Here is a 24895-nt window from a genome sequence, read left to right as displayed (position 1 = left end):
GCTCTGTTTGACTTGTATAGTTAGTATGGAGTTAAGCCGGTAACTTAGAGATGCAGCTTATACACCCAACTTACCTATGCCCCAACAGATTAGCGATGACTTGCGCACTCTCGGCACGGGTCATGGTCTCCTGCGGCGCGAATTGCTGGTTGCCGCGTCCTTGGATCAGGCCGGCCTGTTCAGCGGTAACGGCAGCGTTCTTCGCCCAATCCCGAATCCGGGAATAGTCACTGAACGAGCTTCCGGCTGAATCTCCTGTCTGGCTTCCCGGGAGGGTGGCGTACGCCCGCACGATCATGACCGCCATCTCCTCGCGGGTAATGCGTTCATTAGGAGCGAAGGCATCCTTACTACGTCCGAGCACGATGCCCGCTTCATGCACTGCCGCCACGGCTTCAGCGTACCAGGACTTGGCATCCACATCGGCAAATGCGGATGGGCTTGCCGACTTAAGGCCGAGCGCACGTGTAATCATCGCGGCGAATTGCGCCCTTGTGACTTCTCCTTGCGGCTGGAACTCGGTGCTGGAAATCCCTTCGATGATATGCTTTGCAGCCATAGACTTAATAACACCGCTGGCCCAGCTATTGTCGCTGACATCCGAGAATGTCTTGTCATACTCCAGCACCGCATACTGGCTGAAATGCTGCACACCAGCGGTAAGTTTACCGTCTGTCAGCGTGCCGCCCATGTATTCCACGGCACCGCTGGCAGCAATATAGTAGACGCCGAGTAAGCTGCGGTTAGCATTAGGATCAACCGTGAAGGTAATAGTCAGCGGCTGGTTAAACGTTGTGACCGGTACGGCAGTGCCATCCGCAGCCACAGCCTCCAGGCTGAAGCGGATTACATCGCTTGCCGCCAATAACCGGACGGACCCGTTAACCGCCGGGTTGTTCATCAGCTGCTCCGCAGTTGCTCTCGCTGTCTTCACGGCAAAGAGTCTGATTGCCGTTCCCTCCGGCTGTCCTCCAGCTCCGACGGCCTTCTCCCGGATGCTCTTCAGCACTTCCGGGCTCAGCTCAACGGCAACTGTGTTCCAGGCAAAACGCAGGGTATTTTCTCCAGTCATTCCGGCTAAACCCGCTGGAAGCAGCACGGATTCTGTAGCATCTGTAAGGTGAACGGTTATAGCTCCGCCAGCCGGTGCCGGGAAATCAGCCGATGTAAGAACCTTCTCCGTCTGCGGTGAAGGGGACGGTGCTGCAGTTGGCGAAGGCGTTACGGCCGGTGCCGCTGTCCATACCGGCGCCGCTGTCGGAGCCGGTGTTGCTGTCGGAGCGGGAGTTGGCGTCGGGGTTGGAATTACTTCCGGCGGCAGCTCCGCTTCTTTTACAGTGACCGTTCTTGTCACTTCAGCAGCCGTATTGCCCGCTGTATCCGTCACATTATAATGATACACATAGCTGCCTGCTGCTGAAGTATCCAGCGTCAACACGGTCTCCCCATCCTGCGTAATCGTTGCAACGATACGGTCTGTAATATCGCCGTCCCGGTCATCTGCCGCTGTAGCTCCGGCATCCGTATAGTCTGCACCCTGCTCCAATTCAACGGATGCTTCACCAAGCAAGGTAATTACAGGCTTCGTTACATCCGGGTCCAGCGCAACCACTACCCGTCTTGTCACCTCAGCAGCCGGATTGCCCGCCGTATCACTGACATTATAATGGAAGGTATAGATATCGACCTTGGATGTATCCAGTTCAGTCAAGCCATACACTTCGCTGGTCACCGTTGTCGTAATACGGTCAGTGATATCCCCGTCCTGATCATCATTGGCGGTAGCTCCCGCATCGGTATATTCCGCTCCGACCAGTAGATTAACTGTCGTCTCACCATTCAGGGTAATCACCGGCGGAACCCTATCCGGTACCGGCAGCGTAATCGTTCCGCTGGCAGCACCCTCTGCCGATGCTTCTCCCTTGCTTAAGGTTACCGAGAAAGTGAAGCTGCCCTCTGTATCCTCCGTTGCTCCCCGGAATGCAGACAAGGTAATGTCCCCCAGGGTAACCCCTGTGCCCTTGAAGCCCGGCAATCCGCCGATGGTCTGCGCCAGCCAAGTCCGTACAGCCTCTTCATTTCCCGCTGTCTCCTTCTTCACGCTGTACTCAGCACCTTCAAGAATGCTCTTCGCCTCAGAGACAGCCTGCTCATTCTCCACACTGGTCTTATCTCTGGCTACAGCCAGATAGCTGATCAGAGCCGCCTGACTGAACGTATTGTTCACCGAATATTTCACCGTACCGCTGACCGGCAGCGTAAAATCATGCTGAACCATGACCCCATTCGGGCCAGCAACCAGGCCGGTCTTAACGGTCTCATTCACGGTCTTGCCCTCAGCATCCAAATAGCTGAGTGTAATATCCATGGTCCGGCTGGCATTATTCCACCAGTCCAGATGGTAGGAAGTAATCGTGTATGGGCCCGCAGAGAGCGGCAGATTGTAGACGAGCGGCGTATTCTTCGTATTCGAGTTGTATACCCCTGTCTGGGCCTTATCGGTAATGACTACAGCACCGCCCAGCCCCTTAGGGTTATAGTTCGCCCCCGTGTTGGTATGTCCCCATACCGTGTCATCTGCCGACAGCTGGTCTGCTTTGTTATTCAGCAAGCCCTCGCCTGCAAAATTCTTAATCGTCGTAAATGGCGGGGTGTCGCCGTCCGCCGAGACTCCAGGATCCAGGAAGTACACAAGCCCTTGTGGCACTACCTCCACATAAGCTGTGGTCTTCAAGCTTCCATAGGTGCCGGTTACAGCCACCCTTTCATAAGGAGTATTGAAGCTGACCGCTTCGAGATTCCACTTCACGGCCACCAGTAATTTCGTGCCGTCTGCACGTGTGGCTTCCACCTTGGCGGGAAGCTCCGGCAGCTGTCCTGCATAGGTTGCCATATCCGCAATAGCGGCAAGCTCTCTCACATCTCCCGTAGTCAGCAGATTGCGGGCGAAGGTCAGGCGGGCTTCAAGCTGCTCAGCTCCTTCCTGATCCAATCTGTACAGAACCGGATCACTTAGTGCTGCCTGGGCTACGCCCAGTGCATGAACGAAGATATTCCAGTCCTTCTCGGGGAAAGTATCCTCCCTGCTGATCTCCAGCGCAGCACTCACCGCCTGCTGAAGTCCCGCTCTATCCGGGCTGCCCGCTCCTTCCCCGCCGATGACCGCTACGGAATCCACGGCCAAGGTTCCGCTCAGCACCTTGATCTGGACAGTATGCTCACCGTATTTCAGCCCGCGCAGCGTGAAGGTCTGATACAGCTCCCTCGCTGCGGAAGCAGCACCTGAGACCACTTCAAGTTCGCCGTCCACTACAGCTTCCAGCTTGGCTGAGCCGTCATTCGGTCCCAGAATATCAAGTCCCGTGCCGGTAAAAGTATACTTCAGCACCGCACCAGCCCCTTGGCTGGTAGAGAGGGACCGCTGATACACATACATGCCTTTGCCATTCTCATGGGCCCAGGCACCCTCGTATGCCAGCTTCGCCCCAGGTGACTGCGCCAGATCAAACATTTCCAGATTATCCAGCTGCTCTGAATAATAAGGCGTATAACCCTCCACCTTCTCCACCTTCAGATTGTCGAAGCGGACATGGTAGAAGCCGCTCGCGAGCTGCACGCGTCCGGAGAGCTTCGGATTCGGATCGGTATAGGAGGCAAGCTCAACCTGATCCAAATAAGCAGTCACCGTGTCACCGGCCACCTGAATGGCAATGTTATGCCACGCGTCATGTGCGGTATCAAATCCGTCAATCTTCACGCCGCCGGAGCCGGTGTCCGCATTGCCGCTGGCGACCACGGTGCCGCTGGACAGCAGCTGCCATCCACCATCGAACCAGAACTTGAGCGCATAAGGGGTGCCGTTAATCGTCTGCGGCCCGCCTTGATATCTGGCTCCAACCGCTGCGTAATTGTTCCCTCCATAAGTGCTATTCTGTTCAAAAGACACATCGGCACTCGCCTTGTAATTGGTCCAGCGGTAATCCCCGATTACTGTGACCGGATCACCGCCATTCCAGGCGCCGCCTACTCCGGTGGTCGTCTGGTCCAGCTGCTGCCGCAGGACGTAGTTATCCGTGCCGTCAACCAGATACCCCTCGAATGCGCCGTTAAGGTCCTGGGTATAGCGCGGAATTACACTATACGAACCGCCGCGTGAGCCTACATAGCTCTCTACGCCTGTAATTGTACCGCCTTCTCCGATAACGGGAACGGTTCTGTCCCCATAATTGAAGTCATCCGCATACAGGATCTGATCCTCCGTATTCTGTACGAACCCGGTTGCATCGGTGTCAAGCACCGTACGTTCTCCTTCAACCGGAAGCGGCGTAACGAACTCTTCATCCGTGCGGTTATCCAGTGTGGTTACGGTTACAATCGAGAACGGCTTCACACGTATGGTATATAGGCCGCTGCCATCGGCATGGGCATCACCAAGAGGCTTCATATAATTGCTGTTAAAAGCCTGACCTTTGTCCGCCGCGCGGGTCTCCCACACCTCCAGGGAAGGATTTCCGGTATAGCCCATGTTCACGGCCTGGAGCTTGTAGATCTTCTCATACTGGCTGTCATTGATGATTACAGTCGAGAAATCCTGCTTGTCAGGAGCGGCAAGCGTCATATAACTCGGAGTGCCGTTGCGTCCGCTGACCGGATTCGTGCCCGTTGCCCCGGTGTAGCTGGCCTCAGGAACGGCTCTCCAGATGCCAGCCGTATTGTCTTCATTCTCCCAGCCGGTCTTGGCGAATCCGTTAAAATGCTTCAGAATGACCAGCCCCGCGTCATAATGAATGAAGCCCGACCACGGGTCACGCGCACTGAGCAGCTCTTTGAAGGAGTATTGTCCACCTTCATAGAAGGACCCAATCGCCGGCTGATAGATGAAATGCGTCCGCCGGGAATTCACGAAGCCCTTGATAATGGTATTGCCCATCTCCAGCGGCCCGCCGGTGCCGCCAATTCCTGTACCTGCCTCTGACGGGTCCTTCATATTATTATTAGGACGGAAGGCCGAGTTGCTGAAGGTGGCCTGTGCCTCACTGTTCCAGATTTCCTTGTCGAACTCATCGGCAAGCCGTTTGAAATTTCCTTTGCTGTCATCATCGGTATTGTAATGGAATCCGGCAGCAGCTACCGCCTCACGCAGCGACAAATCGTTCACCATGGCATCCCCGAAGGAGCCGATGCCGACCTCGTCGGAAATCACCAGCTGGATACTGTGGTACAGCTCTTTCTCCTGATCGTTTTTGAAATCTTCAGTATCATTCTTGACCCTCTCGCCATAGTGCTTCGTCCAGGCCAGATCCGGCGCGTGCTCATTGATATGGGGATTCACATAATCCACCATATAGCCGTATTCGCGGTATGCGGCCAGAATGGTCTTTTTGTACCAGGTATAAATCTTGTCGTTATTGTTAGCCCAGGCTGGAGCATTCCAGCGCAGGAAGCTCACCTTGACCGCCGGATTGACGGCCTTGGCATCCGCCGCAAGCTGGAAGCCGGGATGCCGGGCCACATTGGCCTCTTCATCCTCCGTACGCATCGTTGAAGGGTCAGGACCGGTAGAGTTATTGCGGTCATTGCCCATTTCAATCTTGACATGGTCGATCAGCGGGCGATCACCGCCGAACAGAATCTTCAGCATTTGGGCATAGGCCTCTGGCTGCTCAGACTTATAGTCCATTAGCAGGGCACTGGTGCTGTTGCCGCTGAGTACGCCGAAGCCCTTGAAGGTCAGTCCGTTGACATTATCCTGCCGGATATCGTTCCCATCGAGCAGAATCTTGGTTGTAGAAGCTGCGGTCTGGCGGGCGTCATCCATCTCTTGCTTGATCGCGCCCCTGGCAACAGCGAACCAGCTAAGAATCGGCTTCTCCCCGGAGACATAAGCATAGGTCAGCGTCATCGGACTGCTGGTGTCAATATCTGCGGCAATGGTAAATTCACCGGAAATAAACTTCGTACTATTCGTGTTGAACTGAGCAAACGGGATCGTCTTGGTCTCCCCGCTGCTATTCTGGTATTCCAGCCGGGGCTGAATGACCCGGTCTCGGCTGCCGTACCAATCATAGAAACCGCTGCTAAGCGTATAGGTTCCAGACTGAAGCGCTTTCAATTTATAGATAATATCGTTGCTGGCAGGGTCTGCACGCAGCCCGACAACCCATAGGCTTGGATCAGCGGCAGGATCGGTAAGATTACCGTTCTTGGAATTTTTCACTTTATGAATGGAATCATCGAATCCCCAGTCTGTGGTACCGGCGACATACCTCTGGTCCGGTGACGGGTTAAGCAGCTCACTGCCGGTCAGTGTTCTGACTGCTTCGTATAGAGGTGAAGCAGAAGGACCATTGCCAAAAGAATCGCCCCCTCTGCCGCTGTCCACAAAGTAGACCAGCGGACTGCTGGCTGGCGGAACCACCTCCACACTGGCAACCACCGGTCCGCCGTTCGCGGTTCCGGTAACTGCCACCGTATCATACGGTACATCGAAGGTATCTTCGCCGATGTTCCAGTTCACCGCCGCAGCCTGACCTGCAATCTCGATGCTTGCCGGAAGTGTCGTACCTGCGGTAGTCTTGGTGCCCATATAAGCCGCAGCATAGACCGTATCGACGACAGCCGCCGACGCCGACGGCAGACCGAGGGCAGGGAACATCCCGGCTACGAGTGTAGCGGACATCAGCACGGAGAATAGCCTTTTCTTAACGCGGTTCTTTCTGTTCATTCATTAATCCTCCTCTTCCTCACTTAAGTAAGCGCATTCAGCATGTCGCTAGAAGAATAATTGACCTGGGCAGACCTTCGTCTAAATTCACAATGCGGGTATACAAATACCTGGCAGACTGCGAAAAACTGCAACTGCCAGGCTGTTACTCTAACCAGTACAACGTCAGATTTAAACGGGTGGATGGGGCGCTATGATGCCTGAAGGACTACAGGAGTGGAGCCAAGGAGTGGAGTCAACCCCTTCAGGTGCCATTCCCAGACGAAGACGGGAGTTAGTCCATTTGGGGCGTTTGGCCCGGCGTAACGGACTGAGGCGCTCTTATTCAAGTGAAAATCCCCTCTTGGGCAAAGTAACTGACCCCATGGACTTTATTCTTGGAATCTCTGCTCTAAACATCTTGTAGAGAGACGATAAGGGCTCCTCGGTCCGTTAACCCGCCAAAAGTGGCGTTTTCCATGGAATAGAGTCTCTCAGGTCCGTTAGAAGCAGACTCGTCTGGCCGGTATAGTTTCGTTTTACGGAACCTCCAGGGTCTGACCCTATTCACAAAATTACAGCTAAAGCAAGTTCATTCAACAATACAGTAATTGATGTGTTCAGTTCTAAGAGAACATTCAGGATAGTGAATCCGATACTCTACTACCCTTTAATTCCCGAAGCAGCAACGCCCTGCACGAAATACTTCTGAAGCGCCAAGAATACAATCACTACCGGAATGATCGACACCACACTCGCCGCCATAATCAGGCCATACTCCGCAGAATACTGTGAGATGAACATCCGCAGACCGATCTGAATGGTCTTGAGCTTCGTATCGGTCAGATAGATCATTGGCCCCAGGAAGTCATTCCAGGTGGCGACGAAGGTGAAGATGGTCAGCGTGGAGAGCGCGGGCTTGGACAGCGGAAGCATGATTCTCGCCCAAATTCCGTATTCGCTCAGTCCGTCAATCCGGGCCGCCTCACATAATTCATCCGGCACCCCCTGATAGAACTGGCGCATCATGAACACACCGAAGGCCGAGAAGGCTTGCAGCAGAATGATTGCCAGGTGGGTATTGTTCAGTCCCATGTAGCGCATCAGAATGAACTGCGGCACCATATAGGCCTGCCAAGGAATCGCGATCGTGGCGATGTAGCCCAGGAAAATCACATTTTTGCCTCTGAAATGCAGCTTCGAGAAGGCATACGCCGCGAAGCTGGAAGTCAGCAGCTGCAGGATCGTAACGATAATGGATAATTTCGCTGTATTGTAGATGAAGCGTCCGAGCGGAATCCGGGTCCAGATATCCTGGAAATTCTCCCAGCGCGGATTCGCCGGAATCCATTGCATCGGGAAGGAGAAGACATCCTTGTTCAGCTTGAGCGATGACGACAGCATCCAGATATACGGCACCAGCATTGCCAGCACGGTCAGAATTAACAGGGCATATACAAGCACCATTAAGCTGATTTTAAGTCCTTTACTTTTACCAACCATATCTTATAGATCCCCCTATTGTCCGTATTTCTTCTCGCCGCGGAACTGGACGATGGTAATGCCGAGTACCAGCAGGAAGAGCACAATCGCCATGGCACTGGCATATCCGTAATCCAGCGAGCGGAACGCCGTGTTGTAGATCTGATAGACCATGACCCGTGTAGCATTATTGAGCTGGTTATCCGCGCCCGCGAACAGGTTGATGAAGATATCGTAGACCTTGAACGAGTTGATGACCAGAATCATCAGGACAAAGAAGGTGGTTGGTGCCAGCTGTGGCACAGTCACGTTGCGGAATCTTCTCCACGGGCCTGCCCCGTCCAGCTCAGCCGCTTCATACAGCTCTGGATTAATGCCCTGGAGACCGGCCAGATAGATGACCATGTAGTAGCCCATATTTTTCCACACGGTGAAAAGCACTACCGTAAACATCGCCCACTGCTTATCCGCCGCCCAGCGGGGCAGGTCCTCCAGCGGAATGCCGGTAATCAAGTGCAGGATGTTGTTCACCGGACCCATGGTCGGGCTGAAGATGAAGTTCCATACCGCCGCAACCGCTACCAGCGAAGCCACGTAAGGGAAGAAGAAGACCGTTCTCATGAAATTACGGCCCATAATCTTCTGATTGAGCAGAATCGCCAGGGCCAGCGCAACGATCATGGTCAGCGGCACGACTCCGACGGTGTAGACAATCGTGTTCCACAAGGCTTTGTGGAAGGTGGTATCCGAGATCAGCCGGGAGAAGTTGTCCAGCCCGATGAACTTCATCGGATTGGCCCCGTCCCATTTCACAAAGGCCAGAATAAAGGCAAAAATCATCGGTACCAGGGTGAACAGGGCAAATCCGATAAAGTTCGGCGCAATAAAGCTATACGCGACCAGGTTATCCCGGAGTCCGCGCGACAACCGGCTTTTTGGGCTCTTATTTGTACGCAATATGGTTTCGTTCTGCATTCGTTCTCCTCCAAACCTTATATAACATCCCCGCAAAGTGGGAATTACATCGATACCTGTTAATGTGAGTGCTGCGATGTCCTCTATTTATATGGAAGGCGGGCCTTCGCCCGCCCCTCCTTCAGGACACTAACATTACAGGTTCACATTAATTGTTCAAAAGCTGGCCTACACGGTCATTCATATCCTTCAAGCCTTCGTCAATCGTAGCGTTCTTAGTCATGATGTTGTCATGCGCTTCATTCAGAATAACCTCAATATCCGCACTCTTCTCATGAATCGGCATTTCCAGGTAAGTCTGAACGGTATTCAGTGCAGCCTTGCTGTTCTCATCTGCCGGGAAGCCGTCGATAGAGGTGATGGAATTGATCACTTCATCATTCTTGATCGCAGGAATCGTACCGGTGGAAGCAATAACTTTGGCGCCTTCTGCCCCGGTTACGAAGTTCATGAAGTCAAGCGCTGCTTCTTTGTGTTTGGACTTCTGGTTTACAGCCAGAGAAGTAATCGTTCCCAGAGTTGTACCGGCTTCAACGCCGTCAGGATGAGGGTATTTCACGATGCCCCATTCCGCAGATTGGGATTCGCCGCTCTTCACCTTCTCAATTTGGGTGGCAATGAACCAGCTGCCCATGTTCATCATGGCTACGGAGTTGTTGTAGAATACGCCGGAGTAATGCGTGCTGGAGGTCTTCAGAGTCGCGTAATCCATAACGATACCGTCTTCCTGCTCCTTCAGAATCCGCTCATAGGTAGGCTTCAGGAAGTCATAGTTGCCGCCGACCACGGTGTTCTTGCCGTCCAGAATGCCGAACAGTTGAACCGCGCTCCGCCAAGTGTGGTAGTGGGCACCGTATACTTTTTCCGAGCCGCTGCCGGAGGTCATCTTGCGGGCCAGCTCATCATATTGGTCGAAGGTCATATCATTAGTCGGATAATCTACACCAGCTTTGTCGAACAAGGCTTTGTTGTAGTAGATCAGCCAGAAGTCACTGCGGAACGGAAGCGCATACACCTCGCCGTTCACTTCAATCTGCTCAACCGTACCGCCGTATACGGAAGGATCGATCGATTTGTCACCCATGTAGGTCTTCAGCGGCTCCAGGTGGTTCTGCTTCACCAGGTTCGAGTAGCCCGGAATGTCTTTGATCGTCAGGACGTCCAGATCCGCTCCGCCCGAGAGCTGTGTGCTGAGCATAGTCATATAGTCGGTGGAGCCAAGATCGACATATTCAATGGTTACGTTAGGATGTGCAGCCTTGTAGGCATCGATCAGCGGTTTGTAGTAGGCAGTCGCTTCCCAGTCCCACAACGCCCATTTCAGCGTTACCGGCTCCTGGCTTGGTTCGGAGGAAGCGGTTGCAGCGTTGCCCGAAGCAGGTGCGGCAGTGGCAGCAGCGTCTTTCGTATTGTTATTGCCGGAGCATCCGGCCAGCATGCTCACGGAGAGCGCGGTGGCAAGGGTCATGCCGTAGAATCTTTTCAAGTTCATGTAAGTATCCCCTTTATCTTCTTATGATGGTGCAGTGGCCGGCACCGGTTGATCCGGCCTTAGTTCAAATTGTAAGCCTTTTCAGACCCGATGGGGATGCAAAATCAAACACAGTTCATTCACTATTCTGTGCTCTTCTCCATACGGCCTGCCCCGAACCTGTAATTTCTTATCCGAAACCTGTAAAATTCTCAGCTTCTCCCCCTGGCTCTATAATGAAACGCAGGAATATGCTATGGTAGTTGAAAACGCTTTAAATAGGTCCAGTTATAGATGAAGGAGTGTTCACCACGGTACGTAAATCTACTATTAAAAGCCGCATTATTCTGCTCATGACCGCCTTTGCGCTGCTGATTGCGACGCTGCTGTCCTGGTTTAGCTACGAACTGATTACGTATTACCAGCGCAAAACAACGATCCAGGCGACGGAATTCAACCTTCAGCTCGTCTCCCATATTATCGAACAGGATCTGATTGACCTGACAACGCTGGCGATGACCAGCAGCACCAACTCGTCCACGAACACCCTGCTTACCGAATATTTCGGTTCGGCGGAGGCCAGCCCCAAGCAGGCCCTGAATGTCTTCAATGCGATGCAGGACGATGTGCGGATCAACCGCTCCTATAGCTATGTACGCCGCCTGATTGCCACAGATAACAGCGGGAAATTCCTGCAGGTAGAGAATTTCGGCACCTCCATTCCGCTTACGATCCATAATATCGGTCAAGTCACCGGTCTGACGAATGAGGCCGAAGAGCAATGGGACCGCGTCATTAAGGACCCGCTCTCCAATTCCTACGGTATTCCCTTCGTGTTCCCTATATATGGCCGGGGGGCTACCCGGGTGGGCACCGTCTATCTGCTCGCGAATACCTCCGTCATTACGGACAAACTGAAGGGCTATGCCCTGCCGGAGCACTCCCGGCTGCTGCTTACGCTCGGCGATCATCATTATCAGCTTAACGGAGATCAGGTCAGAGCCATTGAAGAGCCGTATGAGCCGGTAGCCTATACCAGTGACAAGCCTGTCGGCCCTGATACCGAGCTGTCCATGGTGAAAATGCAGGATGATGAGGAAAGCCATATCGTGGTATCGTATCCGGTACGCAGCGGTGTCATGCTCTCGCAGACCTTATCCAGCGACCAGTTCGCGCCCCGGAGCAATATATGGATTCTCGTCCTGCTCGGCGTCTGTCTGCTCGTGCTTGTCTTAAGCGCGATCATTACGCTGTATTTGACCCGCACGATCAGCCTTCCGGTCGAGAAGCTGAAGAAGCGCATGGACAAGATTGCCCAGGGCAACTTCCTGCTGGACTCGGGTATTGAATGGAACAGCGAGTTGGGCGATGTTGGCCGGGGCATTAACCGCCTGTCCCAGGATATCGTAGCCCTCATGGACAGCCGGCTTGCGGACGAGAAGCAGAAGCAGGAGCTGGAATACCGGATGCTCCAGAACCAGATTAATCCGCATTTTCTGTACAATACTTTGAATTCGATCAAATGGATGGCCACGATCCAGAACGCCACCGGTATTGCAGAGATGACGACCTCCCTGTCCCGGCTGCTCCGCAGCATCGCCAAGGACAACCGGCGGCTGATGCCGCTGAAGGATGAGCTGAGCCTGCTGGATGATTATTTCCTGATTCAGAAATACCGCTACGGCAGCACCGTTACCATGGTCACAGAGATTGAAGAGGACGCGCTGCTCGGCGGGCTTATTCCGCGCTTCACGCTCCAGCCCCTGGTGGAGAATGCGATCTTCCACGGCATCGAGCCCAAGGGCCGAGGCGACATTGTTGTCCGGGTCACGAAGAGCGGATACACGGATCTGCTCATCACCATCGAGGACAACGGGGTCGGGATGACGGCGGAGCAGATTGCCACCATTCTAACCGTTCCCGGGGACGAGGCTAAGGGAATGCTGGAGAATATCGGGCTGCGCAGTGTGAACGAACGGCTGCAGCTCGCTTTTGGCAGAGAGTACGGCTTGTCCATTGAGAGCGAGCCCGGCCGCTATACCTTAATGAAGCTGCTGCTCCCCTTCCGGCAGAGAGAATAGCTAAGAATCCCCCACAAAGTGAGGCCTTAGCTTCGATGAGTACTCAGGTACTTTGCGGGGACCCCAAAACAATAGCATACCGAGCAAGGATGTGATGAGCTTGATCAAATTATTAATCGCAGATGATGAAGCCCTGGTCTGCATCGGACTCCAGTCCATGCTGAAATGGGAGCAATATAACATTGAGATTGTCGGCATCGCCCACAACGGCGCACAGGAGGAAGAAATGATCGACACCCTCCGCCCGGACATTGTGATCAGCGATATCAAAATGCCGATCAAAAGCGGCCTCGAGGTCGCCGGCTCGGTCCGCCGCAAGTACGGGCGGCTTCCGCTGTTCATCATGCTGACCAGCTACGAGGAATTCCAGTATGCGCGCGGAGCGATTGAGATCCAAGCCACCGATTACCTGGTGAAGCTGGAGCTGACCCCGGAGGCGCTGGCGGAATCGATCCGCCGGGCCACCAGTATCCTGGAGGAGTACCAGACCATGGAGAGCTATCCGAAGCTGGTCCATCGCGGCAATCTCCAGGCCCAGCGGGATAAATTCTTCATCCGGCTGTTAAGCGGTCTGTTCGAGAACAAGAACCAGTATCTGCTGCAAAAGGAAGATCTGGAGGTGGACCTCTCCGCGCCGGCTTATCTGGTCTGTACCTGCCGGATTCTCGGACCGGACACCGTCCCGCCGCGCGGGGATAAGCTGGTGGCCTTATGCTCAAGCACCGTGCAGATGGCAAAGGATACACTGGCCTCCAGAAGCGCCTGCTACGTCACCAGCCTGGATCTGCGCAACTTCGCGCTGACCCTGCCTGTGCCGGGCCCGGACCCGCAGCTCTGGATGCAAGACATCCAGAAGCTGCTGGCGGACATGGCCTCCGTACTGCATAATTACTTCAATGTGACCATTATCGGGGCGATCGGCTTCGCGGTGGAAGATCCGTTTTTGTTGCAGGGGAGCTATCTCGCCGCCCGGAAGGCGCTGCCCGCCGCTGTGAAGGAGCGCTCCTTCGTCTTCTTCACGGAAGGCGAAGCCCTCCTGCAGGAGCACCTGCTGTTTGATTTCTCGGAATCGCGGCTTGAGATCCGCAGAGCTTTTGAAGAAATGGATACCCGCGCCCTGCACAGCATCATCTCCCGGATGATCGAGATCTTCGACGGACGGGCCGATCTGCTCGTTCCCGCCACCGATGCCGCCTGCAACATTCTATATATGGCGACCTCCCTGCTCGCGGACGGGGAGAACATGGTGGAGCAGATCTTCGAGCAGGAGCCGGAGGGCTACCGGGCGATCTATCAGATGCATACCATTGAAGAGATTACCGGCTGGCTCGTCCAGTTCCGGGACGGCTGTGTCCGGATGCTCGCCACCCGCAGACAGAGCTATAAGGAGCAGGTGGTGAAGAATGTCCAGGAGTATATCAAAAGAAATCTCGGTACCAAGCTGTCGCTTAATCAAGTCGCGGATGTGTTCAACTTCAGCCCCAACTATCTAAGCCACCTGTTCTCCAAGGTCGCCGGGGTGAACTATGTTGAGTATATCACAGAGACCAAAATCACCGCCGCCAAGGAAATGATGGTCCGCGGCGAAGGCCGGATCTACGAAATCTCCCAGAAGCTGGGCTATGAGAGCGCCTTTTATTTCAGCAAGGTGTTCAAGAAGGTCACCGGGCTCTCTCCCCGGGATTATATGCAGCACATTGAAGGGAATGCGGGAGGGGAACACACATGATATACCTCTGAAGAGTGCGCGGATCTGATTGTGGGGCATTTATTCGGTGAGCGTACTGTAGAATGATATGGATGAGATGGCGTAATAATGCGGAAAAGTAGACAGGGCTGCCGGTATAGGCAGCCTTTTTTTTATTTGCGTACAAACGGAATCATGAGCTGAGGCCTAGCTGTTTCCGCAGAGCAAGAGCCGAACAACAAAGTAGGACTTGCTGTAACCTTGGTCCAAACTCCTCTTAGCCTTATTCAGCATCTAGCGGACTCAGATGAAGCTATAACGCGAAAAAACCAACTTTTCTTGTGCTTCCGGACTCAAGAGCGCTTATGTTGCCATTTGCAGCTATAAATGAGGAGTAATGGGTTAGTTAACGGCCTCTGAGTCCGCCTGGCCTGCCTAATGGTGTAATTTGGCGCTGATAAGATCTTTCCAGTCCGCGAGGATGTTGGGGCGGGGCGATACTTCGGTGATCCTGCATCCAATCCCCTTTCCATGTAAGCGCTTCTCAAAATCTGCTTGAAAGAACTCTAAAGAGATGGTAGGATTAAGACGAATGTTTAGTAAATTTATTAACTAAAAAGGCGTGAGCAGCTTGGCAACGATTAAAGACATCGCCCGCGAGGCCGGCGTATCGGCCGCAACCGTATCAAGAGTACTAAATAATGACCTGTCTCTGGCGGTCAGTGAGGAGACGCGCAGCCGGGTGTTCGCTGTAGCCGGGCAGCTTGGCTACAAGCCCTCACGGGTACGGCAGCTGAAGCGGGAGAACGAGCTGGGCAGCAAGACCGTCACGCTTCTGCTCTGGTGTACAGCCGAAGAGGAACGGGACGACCCTTATTACGGCTCGATCCGGCGCGGCGTGGAGCTGCGCTGTGAGGAGCTGGGCATCCGGCTCGGCCAGACGCTGCGCGGACACAGCACGCCAGCCCCGCTCCGGCCCACAGGTGACGGGCTTATTGTAGTCGGTGGGAGCTTCCAGCCGGGGGAGCTTGCGAAGCTGCACCCAGACCGGGGCACCACGGTGCTTGTCGATCATTATTCGGAGCGCACGGAGTATGACTCCGTGCGGACACATTTCCGGCAGGCTGTCGATCAGGCGCTGGGCCATCTGCTGGAGCTCGGTCACCGCGAGATCGCCTTCATCGGAGGCGGCAGCGAGGAGGAGCGCCGCAGGCATCATTACACCCGGATTATGCAGAGCCAGGGTTGCTATGATCCGGCGCTGATCCGCACGGGAAGCTGGACCAGTGCTGACGGCTACCGGATGATGAGCGAGCTGCTGGCAGGCGTAAAGCGGCCTACGGCCTGCTTCGCCGCCAGTGATCCGCTGGCGGTCGGCGCTCTGCGCGCCCTGCATGATCACGGGATACAGGTGCCTGCCGGGATGGCTGTCGTCGGCTTCGATGATATCGAGATGGCGGCCTATGTTCAGCCTCCGCTGACAACGATCCGCGCCTATCCCGAGCAGATGGGCAAAGCTGCGGTTCAGCTGCTCGCCGAACGGTTCGAAGGGCGCGAAGCCCCTTCACATACGATGATCGGCACGAAGCTGATTGTCCGCGAAACCAGCGGCGGAACACCGGATTAACCGCAGACTGGCTACCCAGTAATAGTTGTTTTGCCTGTTCCAAGGGTTCCGCAGGAGCAGCACTCAAGTTGGTCCAGATCATCGAACCTTATACCATCACACAAGGAGTGTTATGATCATGAACATTTTTGCAGACGAATCACTGGGCTTGTTCCATCTTCAATCCAAAGACACCAGCTATATTATCCAACTGGTAGAGGGTTACCCTGCCCATGTCTACTGGGGCGCACGGCTCCGTCATGATGACAGTCTGGCCGGAGCACTGGAGCTGCGCGAACGTGCCTCCTTCTCGCCAACCCCGGTGCTAACGCGGCCTTCGCTCTCTCTGGATGCCCTGCCTCAGGAGTATCCGCAGTATGGAACGAGCGACTTCCGGCGGCCGGCGTATCAGGTTCAGCTAGCTGACGGCACGCGGATCTCTGAACTCAAATATGCGGGATATACCATTACACCAGGCAAGCCGGCACTCGAAGGACTGCCTGCCGTGTATGCGGAGAATGAAGCAGAAGTACTGACACTGGAGCTTACCCTGAAAGATGACTACGCTGGTCTAACGGTTAGACTGCTCTACACCGTATTCGCCGATCATAACGCGATTACCCGTTCCGTCCGCTTCGAGCATAACGGCGAAGCCCCGCTCCGGCTGGAGCAGGCGCTTAGCGCATCCGTCGATTTCGCCGATTCCTCTTACGATACGCTGCATCTGAGCGGCGCATGGGCCAGAGAGCGCCATGTTCAGCGCCGTCCGCTTACTCCGGGCGCTGCCTTGTCACTGGAGAGCCGCCGCGGCTCAAGCAGCCACCAGACCAATCCGTTCATTGCGCTGCTACGTCACGGCGCAGATGAAGACCAGGGGGATGTCTACGGCTTCAGCCTCGTCTACAGCGGCAGCTTCGCCGCCACTGCTGAGGTTGAGCAGTTCGGACAGACCCGTGTAAGCATCGGGATTAATCCGTTCGACTTCTCCTGGCTGCTGGAGCCGGGCCAATCCTTCCAGACCCCGGAGGCCGTGCTCGTCTATTCCGGTGAAGGTCTCGGCGGCATGTCGCGTACCTATCACCGGCTGTACCGGACCCGGCTCTGCCGCGGTGTTCACCGTGATCAGGCCCGGCCGATTCTGGTCAACAACTGGGAGGCGACTTACTTCGACTTCGATGCGGACAAAATCGCAACCATCGCCAAAGCAGCAGGCCCGCTCGGCATTGAGCTATTCGTCCTTGACGACGGCTGGTTCGGCAGACGCGACAAGGATAACAGCTCACTCGGCGACTGGTTCGAGGACCGCCGCAAGCTGCCTGAAGGTCTGGCGGATCTGGCCGGCCGGGTCAACAAGGAAGGCGTACAGTTCGGTCTATGGGTGGAGCCGGAGATGGTCTCGCCGGACAGTGAGCTGTACCGCAAGCACCCGGACTGGTGCCTGCATGCCGCAGGACGCCGCCGCACAGAAGGCCGCAACCAGCTAATCCTGGACCTCTCCCGCCCGGAAGTCTGCGACTATCTGTATGAGACATTAAGCGCGGTCTTTTCCAGTGCCCCGATCCGCTATATCAAGTGGGACATGAACCGTAATATGACCGAAATAGCTTCTGCCAAAGCCAGCCCTGAGCGGCAAAAAGAAACCGCCCACCGCTATATGCTGGGGCTGTACAATTTGCTGGAGCGCCTGACCTCGCGCTTCCCGGACATTCTGTTCGAGAGCTGCTCCGGCGGCGGCGGCCGGTTCGATCCGGGAATCCTGTTCTATATGCCGCAGACCTGGACCAGTGACAACACCGATGCGGTAGAACGCCTGGCGATTCAGTACGGCACCAGTATTGTCTATCCGGCCAGCAGCATGGGCGCACATGTGTCTGATGTTCCGAACCATCAGGTAGACCGCATCACCACCCTAGCTACACGCGGGGATGTGGCGATGAGCGGCAACTTCGGCTATGAGCTTGACCTCACCAAGTTCACCGAAGCCGAGAAGGACCTGGCCGCCCGGCAGATTGCCCAGTACAAGGAGATCCGCACACTGGTGCAGCAAGGGGATATGTACCGTCTGCTGAGTCCGTTCGAGGGTAGTGGCGACACCGCCTGGATGTTCGTCAGCGAGGACAAGACCGAAGCCTTCGTCGCTTATTTTCGCGTGCTGGCCATACCGAATCCTCCGATCTCGCGCCTTACGCTCAAAGGACTCAATCCCGAGCTGGATTATGTTATTGAGACGGGGGCAAAAGGCAGCAACGGACATGTCCACGGCGGCGCAGAAGCCTCTGCACCTGCAGATGGCGTCAGCTCCGCTCCATTCCAGACCGCTTTTGACGGCACAGCGCTGGGCGGTGACCGCCTGATGCGTATCGGTCTTGTGGTCTCCGACCTGCGCGGGGATTACGCCAGCTGCACCTACCGCCTGAGAGCGGTGCAGCGCTGATCTACAGCTTCAGACATACCACAGGCGTCAGCCTCCTTTTGGAGATTGACGCCTGTTTTTTTGTGGAGAGATGCAGTCAGGAAGGGGCTTGCTGCCGTTTCATTAACTACTTACTTCCTCCCCTACTCCTCTTCTACTCCTGTCCATGCTCCTTGTCCCGGCCAAGTAACCCGCTGAGCGCCTCAGTCACGTTCATGCCAGTAAGTGTCTGGGTCAGCTCTGGAACCTGGGCCATGATTTTGGCGATATCACCCGTAATCTTGTTCACGCCTGAGGAAGCCCCGTCCTGGGAGATGACGGTGATCTTATCTACCTTGGCCAGCGGGGAGGCGATTTTCTCAGCCAGCTCGGGTAGGATTTTCAGGAATTCCACGGTCAGGGCGGCTTGAGTGAACTGTTTGTACGCCTCAGCCTTCTTCTGCAGCGCTCCCGCTTCCGCCGCTCCGGCGAGCTGGACGATCTCCGCATTCGCCTTCCCTTTTGCCAATTCCGCCTCCGCTGTTGCCAGCCCGCGCTTGGTCGTCGTAGCTGCTTCGGCTTCCGCCTCCAGAATCTGCCGCTGCTTGGCGGCTTCTGCTCTCATGATCGTTGCTTGATTCTCTGCCTGGGCCGGCTTGATTACCGTCGCTTCCAGCTCCCGCTGTCTCAGCTCCACCTCAATCTCCCGGACCGTCCGGTTGGCCTCGGCCTCCATCTGTGTGATTTTGACCTGTTCGGTAACCAGCGACTGCTTGATCTTATTCTGCTGCAATTCGTACGCCAGATCCGCCTGTGCCTTCTTCACCTCGGTCTCCAGCTTGAAGTCCGCCTGCTTAATGTTCAGCTCCTTCTCGAACAGCGATTCCTTCGCACGGGCAGCGGTTCCTGCTTCAATCGTCGCCTGATGCGCATTGGCTTTGGCAATGGAGGATTCCTTCTCCGCCTCGGCCTGCTTGATCTGAATATCGCGTTCGGCTTCAGCCTTGGCGATGCTGGCATCACGGCGAATCCGCTCAATCTCAGGCACCCCCATATTGTCGATGTACCCTTTGTCGTCGGTAATTTTCTTGATGGTGAAGCTGACGACCTCCAGCCCCATCTTGTCGAGATCCTCCGAGCAGGTCTCCCGCATCTTGCTGTTGATTTCATCAGGGGTCTTCAGGATAGATTCTACGGTGAGCTGGCCGATCAGGCCGCGCAGATGACCTTCCACCGAATGCAGAATAATCGTCTCACGGTCTTCCTCCGGCCGGTCGATAAATTGCTCACTGGCTGTGAGAATAGCGGTTGGATCACTTTTGATCTTAATCTGGGCGACCGCCTCCAGGTTCAGCTTGATGCCCTGGCGGGAAAACATGGCCTGCGCCGGGATCACATCGAAACTCATCAGCATCATGGAGATGGTTTTATTGTTCTGGAAGCCGGGGATGACGAATGTCCCGCCGCCCTGGACCACTCTTTTGCCGCCGAGACCGTATACGATCATGGCCTGATTGGGCGGAACCTTTTTATACGCGGTCACAATACTGGTTAACGCCAGCAGAATCACAACAACAATAGCTCCGGTTACATATAAAATTAACATTTGCTCCGACACTCCCCGTTAGTTTTGTTCCATTTCCCTCTCGAACAAAGTGACCGCTGCGATCCCCTTATCCGTCTTCACAATAATCACCCGATCGCCCCGCAATAGCGACTGACCGGATTCGGCCCGCACGCCGATGGAACGCATGGTCCCGTGCAGCACATACTTCATCTCTCCCACGGCCCCATCCGCTGCGGCGATGCTGATATAGCCGAGCTGGCCTGCCGGATCATAATCGAGTTCACTCATACTGCTGTCATACCGGGTCATCACCCGGGCCAGTACCGTGTAGAGCAGGATGCCCGGCAGCAGGGCGATCAAGGTACAGACCAGTACCACGGCGAGCAGCTGCATCCCGCTGTACTTGACAAGCATATACCCCGTGCCGCCCCAGACGGTGACAAACACCATCAGCGGAAGAATCGGGAGAAAGCCCGGCCCCCCGGCATCCCCTCCCCCTACATGCAGGTGGCCTACCAGACCGTGCCCATGAATGCTGCCACTAAGAATAAGCAGAAGTCCAACCCAGAAGCAGACGATAAATACAGTAGCGATGGTAACCCCCTCCTTTCAATGTAATATGGCTATAAGAAAACTGACTGTAGTGGCGATGCGGAAACTGTCTATTGTGGTACATAAAAAGACTATTGCGGCATATAAATGACTAATTAATGTTGTTATAAGATTTAATTTCGCTACTCCCCGTCACTAATGCACCTAATTTCCACTTTAGGCTGCTTGGTTGTGTATGGCAGAGGCGCAATTGGATTCAAGGGCACTTGTGCTCTTCATTTCCGCATCCAGCCCATTTTCAGGGCATTCAGTGGGATTAATCCCCTTCCCTACACAGCAAAAAGACCACAGCAGCAGCAGGGCTCTCCGTGGTCGGTTACTCGATCATGGCGCTCATCCTCTCTCTTCGAGGCTTACGGGGTTAGCTGACGGATTCGGGCAGCGAGATTGCCCTACCTCACCAGAGCCATAGTAGCACACTGGCAAGGATTCACCCCGGGTACTCAGCAGCCTATCCTTAAGCCACCTGCACCAGTTGGTTCCCCCGTTCCCGTTACGGAATTCAGCCATTTCAAGAACAGTGTCATTTCATTCGGTTGTTGATTGAATCTTACGCCTGCAGCCATTTAATGTAAAACCTCACGGATAACAAAAGAAGTCAATAATGCTGTCCCTTCGTGAATGAAGGCGCATTCTTCAGCTCTGCTCTTATCCGCCCGGGGATTTGCTCGCGCTATCGTCTGTTTACACCCATGTTACTCTTCCTCTCACGTACTGCTCATTTGCTCACCTAATCCCCTCCCACTCTCCTACTCACTTACTCACTCACATACTCACCTACTCACTTACTCACTTACTCTCCTACTCTTACTCCCACTCTAGCTCTCACTCCTCATTTACTCACTTACTTCCCACTCCCTTCCCCACGCCCTCCTAATTTAATCTCCTAACCCCCACCTTTCTTTCTCAGCCCATTACTCCAAATTTAAAATATTCACATTTTCGTCACTTGATGCTCATTGTGCAATCTTTCCCTTTGAGCAATAATAGAACCTATAGATTCTCTAGAACTTATAGATTTCAGGGAAAGGAGGAACATTTACTTTTGAATTCCAAACTGAATCTGCGGGACAAAAAAAAGGAAGCCACCGCCTATGCCTTAGCCGTAGCGGCCTTCGAGCTTGCGCTTGAGCATGGCATGGATGGCTTCATTGTGGATGATGTTGTTCAGAAGGCTGGATATTCCCGGCGGACTTTTGCGAATTACTTCTCCTGTAAGGAGGAGGCAGTCGCCGCCTATTTCATTGGCATTATTGCTGTCCAAGAGAAAGAGAATAACCCGCTGGCTGCTCTGCCGTCGGATGCTACACCGCTCGATGCCCTGTACAATCTGCTGAAGCTGCAATTCACCTCGGAGTTCCTGCATAAGCTGCGGCAGTTCGTCTCCCTGGCTAATCAATATCCGTCCCTGGAGCCTTACATTCTCAATGTCTTCCGGCATTTGCAGATCACCGCCCAGGAGACACTGGAGCAGTTCACCCGTGGACGGTATGCCGATGGATATACCCACCTGCTGGTAGGTGCCGTCTATGGGGCCTTCGTGCCTATCCTGGACGGACGGCTGAACGTCATGCTGCCGGGTGAGCAGCAGAGCGGGGACTCCGGAGCTATGCCGTTTGAACAATACCTGAATTCCATGTTTGCTTATTTACGCAACGGCTTCTAAATTCACAGATAAAGAGGAGAAACCACTACATGTCTACTTTTCTATACCGCTTAGGTAAATCGGCTTATGCTAAGCCCTGGGCCTTCATTGCAGTCTGGATCATTGTACTCGGAGTTGTAGGCACCCTGATTGGAGTCAACGGCATTCAATCCAGCTCCGAGATGAAAATTGAAGGCACAGAGTCGCAAAAGGTGCTGGATAAGCTGACAAAAGAGCTGCCCGCTGCGGCCGGAGGCCAGGCTAGTATCGCCTTCACTGTACCGGACGGGGAGCGTCTTGATACGCCTGAGCGTACAGCGCTGCTTCTAAAAGCTATTAATGATGTATACAACATGGAATATGTCATCAACCCTGCCGAACTGGCAGCACAAGCAGCGGCCGCCGCTGCCGGTCAAGCCGCTGCTGATCCTTCCGCTGCCACTGGTCAAGCCGCTGCCGATCCTTCTGCCGCCGCGGGTCAAGCCGCTACTGATCCTTCCGCTGCCACTGGTCAAGCCGCTGCCGATCCTTCTGCCGCTGCTGGTCAAGCCGCTACCGATCCTTCCGCCACCGCTGGTCAAGCCACTGCCGATCCTTCTGCCGCCGCGGGTCAAGCCGCTGCTGCTCAGGCAGCACCGTTCGGTCCGCTGATTGTTGACGGCGCTCCGGTTCCCGGCGTGATGCTGTCGGCTAACGGCAGCATTGCCCTGTTCCAGTTCCAGTTCACGGTTCAGCAGACATCTCTGCCATCGGAGGTGCCGGACAACATCATCGATACCGTGACCAAAGTTGAACAGTCCGGTTCAGGCATTACCGCGATTCCAAGCGACTCGCTCAAAAGCATGCCGGCCATCGGCTCCACGGAAGCGATCGGCGTAGCCGTTGCTGCCATCGTATTGTTCATGACGCTGGGCTCAGTCGTTGCCGCCGGGCTGCCGCTGCTGACCGCACTTCTCGGAGTAGGCATTAGCGTCGGAGGTGCGTTTGCCCTCGGCAGCCTGATCCAGATGAACGATATTACACCGGTTCTTGCCGTGATGATTGGTCTCGCCGTGGGGATCGACTACTCGCTGTTCATTGTGAACCGCCAGCGCCGTCTGATCCTGGATGAGAAATTAAGCGCAGCCGAAGCAGCCAGCCGTGCACTGGGCACCGCAGGCAGCGCGGTATTCTTCGCCGGTCTGACCGTTATTATCGCCTTATGCGGCATGCTCGTCATCGGCATCGGCTTCTTGTCTACTATGGCCCTAGTTGCTGCGGCCAGCGTTCTGATCAATGTCCTGTTGGCCTTGTCCCTGCTGCCTGCGCTGCTCGGCCTGGTCGGTGAACGGATCGTAACCGCCAAAGCCCGGACCAAGCACAGCACCGCTGCCAAAAAAGCGCAGCACAGCTTCTCGCACCGCTGGGCAAATGCCACGGTGAAATACCGCTGGGCCATCATTGTGCTGGTGGTGCTGGTGCTTGGCACAGCCGCCATTCCAGTGACCAAGATGGAGCTGGGTATTCCATCCGGCGCCTCGGCGAACCTGGATACTCCGGCCCGCCAGAGCTATGATGTCATCTCCGAAGGGTTCGGCGAAGGCTTCAACGGCCCGCTGCTGCTGGTTGCTGAGACAAAGAATCCGTCTGAGAAGATCTCCATGCCGATCCTGGGCAAGCTGGTTCAGGAGCTGCAAATGCACGATAATGTGACCCTGGTCTCTCCGCTCGGTGTCAGTCCCACCGGCGATATCGCCATTATCAGCCTAATTCCGAAGACGGGTCCCACTGACACCGCAACCAGAGACCTGGTGCAGGAGCTGCGCGATCCGGCGTCCGCACTCACCACCGGCAACAATATTAATCTTGGCGTGACCGGCTTCACCGCCATCAATATTGATATGTCCTCGAAGCTGTCCGATGCCTTCCCTGTATACATCGGGATCATCGTGATCCTGTCGCTGATCATTCTGCTGCTGGTATTCCGTTCCATTATCGTACCTATCAAAGCAACCGTCGGCTTCGTGTTAAGTATTATTGCCACCTTCGGCGTAACCACCGCCGTCTATCAATGGGGCTGGCTGCATTCGCTGTTCGGCTTCGATACCGGCGGACCGCTGCTGAGCTTCATGCCGATCCTGGTCACCGGTATTCTGTACGGACTCGCTATGGATTATCAGGTCTTCCTGGTCAGCTCCATGCGTGAAGCTTATGTCCACGGCCGCCATGGCAAGGACAGTGTTATTCACGGCTATGATCTGGCCAGCCGGGTTGTACTGGCCGCAGGTGTGATCATGGTGTCCGTCTTCGCCGGCTTCATCTTCGCCCCTGATGCGATGATTAAGCAGATCGGCTTCGCGCTGGCCTTCGGCATCCTGATCGATGCCTTCATCATCCGGATGACGCTCGTTCCGGCCGTCATGGCCGTCTTCGGCGACAAAGCCTGGTGGCTGCCGAAATGGCTGGACCGCCTGCTGCCGAATCTCGATGTCGAAGGCGATAAGCTGATCGCCAAACTGAATGCCGGGAGCGGACACAAGCACTAAACTCGCCACACACAAAGCGGAGACCTGGCTTCGATGAATAGTCAGGTACTTTGCGGGACCCCAAGACATGTACATCTCCCCGGAATAACGTACGGCACTCCCGCCGTTCTCCATGTACAAATAGAGCCTGCGGCATCGTCCGCAGGCTC

At 55.0% G+C, this 24895-nt stretch carries 12 protein-coding genes and 1 riboswitch; of the genes, 6 read left to right on the top strand and 6 right to left on the bottom strand.

Annotation, left to right across the window (positions count from 1 at the left end; genetic code table 11):
- Nucleotides 1-70: 70 nt before the first annotated feature.
- From MKY64_RS04665 to MKY64_RS04650, 4 genes are all read right to left on the bottom strand, one after another.
- The gene (locus MKY64_RS04665; protein ID WP_340951247.1) at nucleotides 71-6724 is read right to left on the bottom strand and encodes an S-layer homology domain-containing protein; all 6654 of its coding nucleotides are present in this window, start codon (nucleotides 6722-6724) and stop codon (nucleotides 71-73) included.
- Between the two features lie 642 nt (nucleotides 6725-7366).
- A complete protein-coding gene (locus MKY64_RS04660) occupies nucleotides 7367-8206 on the bottom strand; it encodes a carbohydrate ABC transporter permease (RefSeq protein WP_051493958.1) in 840 nt (279 codons plus the stop codon).
- Between the two features lie 15 nt (nucleotides 8207-8221).
- Nucleotides 8222-9160 carry a carbohydrate ABC transporter permease gene (locus MKY64_RS04655; RefSeq protein WP_036731603.1) on the bottom strand — a complete coding sequence of 313 codons (939 nt, stop codon included), beginning with the start codon at nucleotides 9158-9160 and terminating at the stop codon, nucleotides 8222-8224.
- Between the two features lie 148 nt (nucleotides 9161-9308).
- Nucleotides 9309-10652 (bottom strand): ABC transporter substrate-binding protein, encoded by a 1344-nt coding sequence (locus MKY64_RS04650; RefSeq protein WP_076085891.1) that lies wholly within the window; start codon nucleotides 10650-10652, stop codon nucleotides 9309-9311.
- 281 nt (nucleotides 10653-10933) lie between these two features.
- On the opposite strand from MKY64_RS04650, the gene MKY64_RS04645 reads away from it, so the two are divergent.
- From MKY64_RS04645 to MKY64_RS04630, 4 genes are all read left to right on the top strand, one after another.
- Nucleotides 10934-12712, top strand: a complete 1779-nt coding sequence (locus tag MKY64_RS04645; RefSeq protein WP_340951244.1) for a sensor histidine kinase — start codon at nucleotides 10934-10936, stop codon at nucleotides 12710-12712.
- Nucleotides 12713-12812: 100 nt separating this feature from the next.
- Nucleotides 12813-14441: a response regulator transcription factor gene (locus MKY64_RS04640; protein WP_340951243.1), complete on the top strand. Its 1629-nt coding sequence runs from the start codon at nucleotides 12813-12815 to the stop codon at nucleotides 14439-14441.
- A 589-nt stretch (nucleotides 14442-15030) separates the two neighbouring features.
- Nucleotides 15031-16026, top strand: a complete 996-nt coding sequence (locus MKY64_RS04635) for a LacI family DNA-binding transcriptional regulator (RefSeq protein ID WP_340951241.1) — start codon at nucleotides 15031-15033, stop codon at nucleotides 16024-16026.
- Nucleotides 16027-16144: 118 nt separating this feature from the next.
- On the top strand, nucleotides 16145-18439 hold the full coding sequence (locus MKY64_RS04630) for an alpha-galactosidase (RefSeq protein ID WP_340951240.1): 2295 nt from the start codon (nucleotides 16145-16147) through the stop codon (nucleotides 18437-18439).
- Between the two features lie 133 nt (nucleotides 18440-18572).
- Here the strand turns inward: MKY64_RS04630 and MKY64_RS04625 are convergent, their stop codons facing one another.
- On the bottom strand, nucleotides 18573-20003 hold the full coding sequence (locus MKY64_RS04625) for a flotillin family protein (protein WP_340951238.1): 1431 nt from the start codon (nucleotides 20001-20003) through the stop codon (nucleotides 18573-18575).
- Between the two features lie 18 nt (nucleotides 20004-20021).
- Nucleotides 20022-20378 (bottom strand): hypothetical protein, encoded by a 357-nt coding sequence (locus tag MKY64_RS04620; protein WP_340951237.1) that lies wholly within the window; start codon nucleotides 20376-20378, stop codon nucleotides 20022-20024.
- A gap of 533 nt (nucleotides 20379-20911) precedes the next feature.
- A riboswitch (cyclic di-AMP (ydaO/yuaA leader) is annotated at nucleotides 20912-21094 on the bottom strand.
- A gap of 527 nt (nucleotides 21095-21621) precedes the next feature.
- Here MKY64_RS04620 and MKY64_RS04615 point away from each other — a divergent pair.
- Nucleotides 21622-22242, top strand: a complete 621-nt coding sequence (locus MKY64_RS04615) for a TetR/AcrR family transcriptional regulator (RefSeq protein ID WP_036731586.1) — start codon at nucleotides 21622-21624, stop codon at nucleotides 22240-22242.
- A gap of 29 nt (nucleotides 22243-22271) precedes the next feature.
- The gene (locus MKY64_RS04610; RefSeq protein WP_340951235.1) at nucleotides 22272-24746 is read left to right on the top strand and encodes an MMPL family transporter; all 2475 of its coding nucleotides are present in this window, start codon (nucleotides 22272-22274) and stop codon (nucleotides 24744-24746) included.
- The last annotated feature ends 149 nt before the right edge of the window (nucleotides 24747-24895 follow it).

The sequence above is a fragment of the Paenibacillus sp. FSL R7-0210 genome (genome assembly GCF_038009085.1).
GTDB classification, from domain to species: Bacteria; Bacillota; Bacilli; order Paenibacillales; family Paenibacillaceae; genus Paenibacillus_AQ; species Paenibacillus_AQ silagei.
Note: the sequence above shows the minus strand (reverse complement) of the source record. Positions and strands in the feature narration are given on the sequence as shown.